The sequence below is a fragment of the Sneathiella sedimenti genome (assembly GCF_017313765.1).
Lineage (GTDB): Bacteria > Pseudomonadota > Alphaproteobacteria > Sneathiellales > Sneathiellaceae > Sneathiella > Sneathiella sedimenti.
This window is the reverse complement of record NZ_JAFLNC010000008.1, coordinates 1-5911: the sequence shown is the minus strand read 5'-3', so window position 1 is coordinate 5911 and position 5911 is coordinate 1. Positions and strand designations below refer to the sequence as shown.

3 tRNA genes and 3 rRNA genes are annotated in these 5911 nt (G+C 53.1%); all 6 read left to right on the top strand.

Going from position 1 to position 5911, the window contains the following annotated elements:
• Positions 1-243: 243 nt before the first annotated feature.
• The 6 genes from J0X12_RS17260 (at position 244) to J0X12_RS17235 (ending at position 5907) form a co-directional block, all read left to right on the top strand.
• Positions 244-1739 (top strand): 16S ribosomal RNA (locus J0X12_RS17260).
• 180 nt (positions 1740-1919) lie between these two features.
• Positions 1920-1996: transfer RNA gene (locus tag J0X12_RS17255), tRNA-Ile, on the top strand.
• 19 nt (positions 1997-2015) lie between these two features.
• Positions 2016-2091, top strand: a tRNA-Ala gene (locus J0X12_RS17250).
• Positions 2092-2480: 389 nt separating this feature from the next.
• Positions 2481-5228: ribosomal RNA gene (locus J0X12_RS17245) — 23S ribosomal RNA — on the top strand.
• A gap of 216 nt (positions 5229-5444) precedes the next feature.
• A 5S ribosomal RNA gene (rrf, locus tag J0X12_RS17240) occupies positions 5445-5559 on the top strand.
• The 16S, 23S and 5S rRNA genes sit together here with 3 tRNA genes alongside, the layout of an rRNA operon.
• 271 nt (positions 5560-5830) lie before the next feature.
• Positions 5831-5907: transfer RNA gene (locus J0X12_RS17235), tRNA-Met, on the top strand.
• Positions 5908-5911: the final 4 nt, after the last annotated feature.

The following is a 5911-nucleotide window of genomic DNA, read 5'->3' as shown; positions in this document are numbered from 1 at the left end:
TTTTTTTGTCCGGAATTTTTGATTTTGGGCGGTTTGTTTTTTGACATTGTGGATATTATGAGAAGGGATGCCTGGGCGGCGGGGTTGTTGAATGACGACTTTTTGTTGCAACGGGTATCTTGAGACGCTGGTTATTTGGGCTTTCGGGTTTGGGTAATCAGTAGGTTTAAGTTCAGCGTAGTGGTCTGGTTTTAGGACTGGATTATTACAAACGTTGTGACGGGAAGAAGTTAATTCTAAATCAAACTTGAGAGTTTGATCCTGGCTCAGAACGAACGCTGGCGGCAGGCCTAACACATGCAAGTCGAACGAGAAGCCGCCTTCGGGTGGTGGAGAGTGGCGCACGGGTGAGTAACGCGTGGGAATTTGCCTTTTGGTACGGGATAACGTCTGGAAACGGACGCTAATACCGTATGATATCTACGGATTAAAGATTTATCGCCAGAAGAGGAGCCCGCGTAGGATTAGGTAGTTGGTGGGGTAATGGCTCACCAAGCCGACGATCCTTAGCTGTTCTGAGAGGAAGATCAGCCACACTGGAACTGAGACACGGTCCAGACTCCTACGGGAGGCAGCAGTGGGGAATATTGGACAATGGGGGCAACCCTGATCCAGCCATGCCGCGTGAGTGAAGAAGGCCCTAGGGTTGTAAAGCTCTTTCGCCAGGGAAGATAGTGACGGTACCTGGTAAAGAAGTCCCGGCTAACTCCGTGCCAGCAGCCGCGGTAATACGGAGGGGACTAGCGTTGTTCGGAATTACTGGGCGTAAAGAGTACGTAGGCGGTAACGCAAGTTGGGTGTGAAAGCCCGGGGCTCAACCCCGGAACTGCATTCAAAACTGTGTTGCTAGAGATCGGAAGAGGTAAGTGGAATTCCCAGTGTAGAGGTGAAATTCGTAGATATTGGGAAGAACACCGGTGGCGAAGGCGACTTACTGGTCCGATACTGACGCTGAGGTACGAAAGCGTGGGGAGCAAACAGGATTAGATACCCTGGTAGTCCACGCCGTAAACGATGAATGCTAGTTGTTGGGAGGTTTACCTTTCAGTGACGCAGCTAACGCATTAAGCATTCCGCCTGGGGAGTACGGTCGCAAGATTAAAACTCAAAGGAATTGACGGGGGCCCGCACAAGCGGTGGAGCATGTGGTTTAATTCGAAGCAACGCGCAGAACCTTACCAGCCCTTGACATGGGTAGTATGATTGGCAGAGATGTCTTTCTTCAGTTCGGCTGGCTACCACACAGGTGCTGCATGGCTGTCGTCAGCTCGTGTCGTGAGATGTTGGGTTAAGTCCCGCAACGAGCGCAACCCTCGCCATTAGTTGCCAGCATTTAGTTGGGCACTCTGATGGAACTGCCGGTGATAAGCCGGAGGAAGGTGGGGATGACGTCAAGTCCTCATGGCCCTTATGGGCTGGGCTACACACGTGCTACAATGGCGGTGACAGAGGGCAGCGAAGGGGTGACCTGGAGCTAATCTTCAAAAGCCGTCTCAGTTCGGATTGCACTCTGCAACTCGAGTGCATGAAGTTGGAATCGCTAGTAATCGCGGATCAGCATGCCGCGGTGAATACGTTCCCGGGCCTTGTACACACCGCCCGTCACACCATGGGAGTTGGTTTTACCCGAAGCCGGTGCGCGAACCTTTTGGACGCAGCCGACCACGGTAAGGTCAGCGACTGGGGTGAAGTCGTAACAAGGTAGCCGTAGGGGAACCTGCGGCTGGATCACCTCCTTTCTAAGGAAGGGGCCGAGCAATTTATTGTTTGATCTCTTTTAAGGAATAAACGCCAACCGGATTTATCCGGGTTAGGCAAACACTTAAATCTCGCCGTCCTGGCATCTCTTCTCTGATAATTAGGTTCTGCTCCAGCTGGTTTGCCGGCTGGATCGGAAAATGTACCCGAAGCGGCGGACCGGGCCTGTAGCTCAGCTGGTTAGAGCGCACGCCTGATAAGCGTGAGGTCGGTAGTTCAAGTCTACCCAGGCCCACCAGCTTGTTTTGGTTTGTTGAGGGGGCATAGCTCAGTTGGGAGAGCGCGTGCTTTGCAAGCATGAGGTCGTCGGTTCGATCCCGTCTGCCTCCACCAACAGCCTGATTGTCGAGAAGGAAACGAGATATCGCGCAAGCGGTTAGCGAAGGTTCAGGCCTTTGTGTTTTATTTGATATTGTGAAGAGGAAATGAATACATCCTAACTGTGGATGTTCGGGTTCGAGATGACCTGAGTATCCATGGGTAGTGTTCAATTTTAAATAACTGTTGTGAACAGGGGTTTAGGTTGAATGGATGGTGTATCTGAGTGTCAGCGATGGCATGAAGATGAGGAAAGCTTGCTTTCCGTCAGGCTGCGACTGCAGCCCGGAGCTTTTGCTCCGAGAGCCTAAGCGGACGGATGTCCGCGCCGGCGATTGAGGCCAGACAAACAACTAAACCAGACTTCGTCTGGTTTGACTTCTGTGCATGACGCGAAGTGCTGAGATCAAACGTTTTAAGGGCATTTGGTGGATACCTTGGCGCATAGAGGCGATGAAGGACGTGGCATGCTGCGAAAAGCTTCGGGGAGTTGCAAGCAAACTTTGATCCGAAGATATCCGAATGGGGAAACCCACCGCATTAGCGGTATCGCTATCTGAATATATAGGATAGCGAAGCGAACCTGGTGAACTGAAACATCTAAGTAGCCAGAGGAAAGGACATCAACAGAGACTCCGTTAGTAGTGGCGAGCGAACGCGGACCAGGCCAGTGGCCTTATTCAAATAACCGGAACAGCCTGGAAAGGCTGGCCAGAGTGGGTGATAGCCCCGTACGGGTAATGTTGGATAAGGTCCTTGAGTAGGGCGGGACACGAGAAATCCTGTCTGAACGTGGGGGGACCACCCTCCAAGCCTAAGTACTCCTATGCGACCGATAGTGAACAAGTACCGTGAGGGAAAGGTGAAAAGCACCCCGATAAGGGGAGTGAAAGAGACCTTGAAACCGGATGCCTACAATCAGTAGGAGCCTCTTTATGGGGTGACTGCGTACCTTTTGTATAATGGGTCAGCGAGTTAATCTTTGCAGCAAGCTTAAGCCGGTAGGTGTAGGCGCAGCGAAAGCGAGTCTGAATAGGGCGATTTAGTTGCAGGGATTAGACCCGAAACCGGGTGATCTAGCCATGAGCAGGTTGAAGGTGCAGTAACATGCACTGGAGGACCGAACCCACCAACGTTGAAAAGTTGGGGGATGACTTGTGGCTAGGGGTGAAAGGCCAATCAAACTCGGAAATAGCTGGTTCTCCGCGAAATCTATTTAGGTAGAGCGTCTTGTATCATCTTCGGGGGTAGAGCACTGGATGGGCTAGGGGGTCCCAACGACTTACCAAACCTAACCAAACTCCGAATACCGAAGAATGCAGCAAGGCAGACAGGCAGTGGGTGCTAAGATCCATTGCCGAGAGGGAAACAGCCCAGACCGCCAGCTAAGGTCCCTAAGTCATGGCTAAGTGGGAAAGGATGTGGGAAGGCCAAAACAACCAGGAGGTTGGCTTAGAAGCAGCCACCCTTTAAAGAAAGCGTAATAGCTCACTGGTCTAAATTTAAGCCGGCCTGCGCCGAAGATGTACCGGGGCTAAAGCCATGCACCGAAGCTGCGGATTCAACTCTTTGAGTTGAGTGGTAGCGGAGCGTTCCGTAAGCCTGTGAAGGGTAACCGCGAGGTTGCCTGGAGGTATCGGAAGTGAGAATGCTGACATGAGTAGCGAGATGAGTGTGAGAAACACTCACGTCGAAAGTCCAAGGGTTCCTGCGTAAAGCTAATCTGCGCAGGGTGAGCCGGCCCCTAAGGCGAGGGCGAAAGCCGTAGTCGATGGGAAGGAGGTTAATATTCCTCCGCCTGCTGGAAGTGACGAATGGGGTAAATTGTGGGTCCTTATTGGATTGGACCTGCCGTGAACCTGTTCCAGGAAATAGCTCCAGCTTATAGACCGTACCCCAAACCGACACAGGTGGACTGGTAGAGTATACCGAGACGTTTGAGAGAACTATGTTGAAGGAACTCGGCAAAATGACCCCGTAACTTCGGGAGAAGGGGTACCCTTCATTGGGCAACCAGTGGGGGGTGGCACAGACTTGGGGGTGGCGACTGTTTATTAAAAACATAGGACTCTGCGAAGTCGCAAGACGACGTATAGGGTCTGACGCCTGCCCGGTGCTGGAAGGTTAAGAGGAGCGGTGAGAGCTGCGAATCGAAGCCCCAGTAAACGGCGGCCGTAACTATAACGGTCCTAAGGTAGCGAAATTCCTTGTCGGGTAAGTTCCGACCTGCACGAATGGCGTAACGACTTCCCCGCTGTCTCCAACATAGGCTCAGCGAAATTGAACTCTCCGTGAAGATGCGGAGTACCCGCGGTTAGACGGAAAGACCCCGTGCACCTTTACTATAGCTTTGCAGTGGTATCAGGATTTGAATGTGTAGAATAGGTGGGAGCCTTTGAAGCAGTGACGCCAGTTATTGTGGAGGCACCTTTGAAATACCACCCTTTTGACTTTTGATATCTAACCGAGGACCGTTATCCGGTTCCGGGACCCTGCATGGTGGGTAGTTTGACTGGGGCGGTCGCCTCCTAAATGGTAACGGAGGCGCGCGATGGTTGGCTCAAGCTGGTCGGAAATCAGCTGATGAGTGCAATGGCATAAGCCAGCCTGACTGCGAGACTGACAAGTCGAGCAGAGACGAAAGTCGGTCATAGTGATCCGGTGGTCCCGCGTGGAAGGGCCATCGCTCAACGGATAAAAGGTACGCCGGGGATAACAGGCTGATAATGCCCAAGAGTCCATATCGACGGCATTGTTTGGCACCTCGATGTCGGCTCATCTCATCCTGGGGCTGGAGCAGGTCCCAAGGGTTTGGCTGTTCGCCAATTAAAGAGGTACGTGAGCTGGGTTTAGAACGTCGTGAGACAGTTCGGTCCCTATCTGCCGTGGGTGTAGGATATTTGAGAGGAGCTGCCCCTAGTACGAGAGGACCGGGGTGGACGTACCTCTGGTGGACCTGTTGTCACGCCCGTGGCACTGCAGGGTAGCTAAGTACGGAAGGGATAACCGCTGAAAGCATCTAAGCGGGAAGCCCCCCTCAAAACCAGATATCCCTTGAGAGCCGTGGAAGACCACCACGTTGATAGGCTGGAGGTGGACGTATGGCAACATATGGAGCTGACCAGTACTAATCACTCGATCGGTTTGATCCCAGTGCTTCATCATGCACAGTAGTCAGATTAGAAGAAGAGGCGTTGTTTAGCCCTCAGACGCCGGGCGCCCGCATCCGCGGGCTTGGCTTACGACCAGTCGGTCGGCGGCCAGTCGGCCTTGCCAACAGCATCGCTGTTGGGAATAAATGAGGGTCATGACAAAGTCACACTCAAAACACACTCAAGGATGTATTCATAACTTCTGCTTTTTGCCGGCCTGGTGGCTATGGCGGGAGGCCTGCACCCGATCCCATTCCGAACTCGGTCGTGAAAACTCCCAGCGCCGATGGTACTTTGTCTTAAGGCACGGAAGAGTAGGTCGCCGCCAGGCCTGCAAAAAACAGAAGCTCCTCTTTATAATATCAAAAGCCTCAGACGCCGGCCGCCCACCTCCGTGGGCTCAGGCTTCTCGGGCAGTCGCCCGGGCCGCAGTCGCGACCTGCCAAAGGTACAGCCTTTGGAATCGTAAAACCTCACCGCGTCAGAAAGGATACGGATCCAAGGCGCAAGCCGAGGCAAGGCCAAGGGCCGCCGGACCGAATGGGCCGAAAGCCAAGGGAACAGATGTTCCCGCCGGCGATTGAGGCAAAAAACAAAATTAACGCGGGGTGGAGCAGCCCGGTAGCTCGTCAGGCTCATAACCTGAAGGTCGTAGGTTCAAATCCTACCCCCGCAACCAAAAC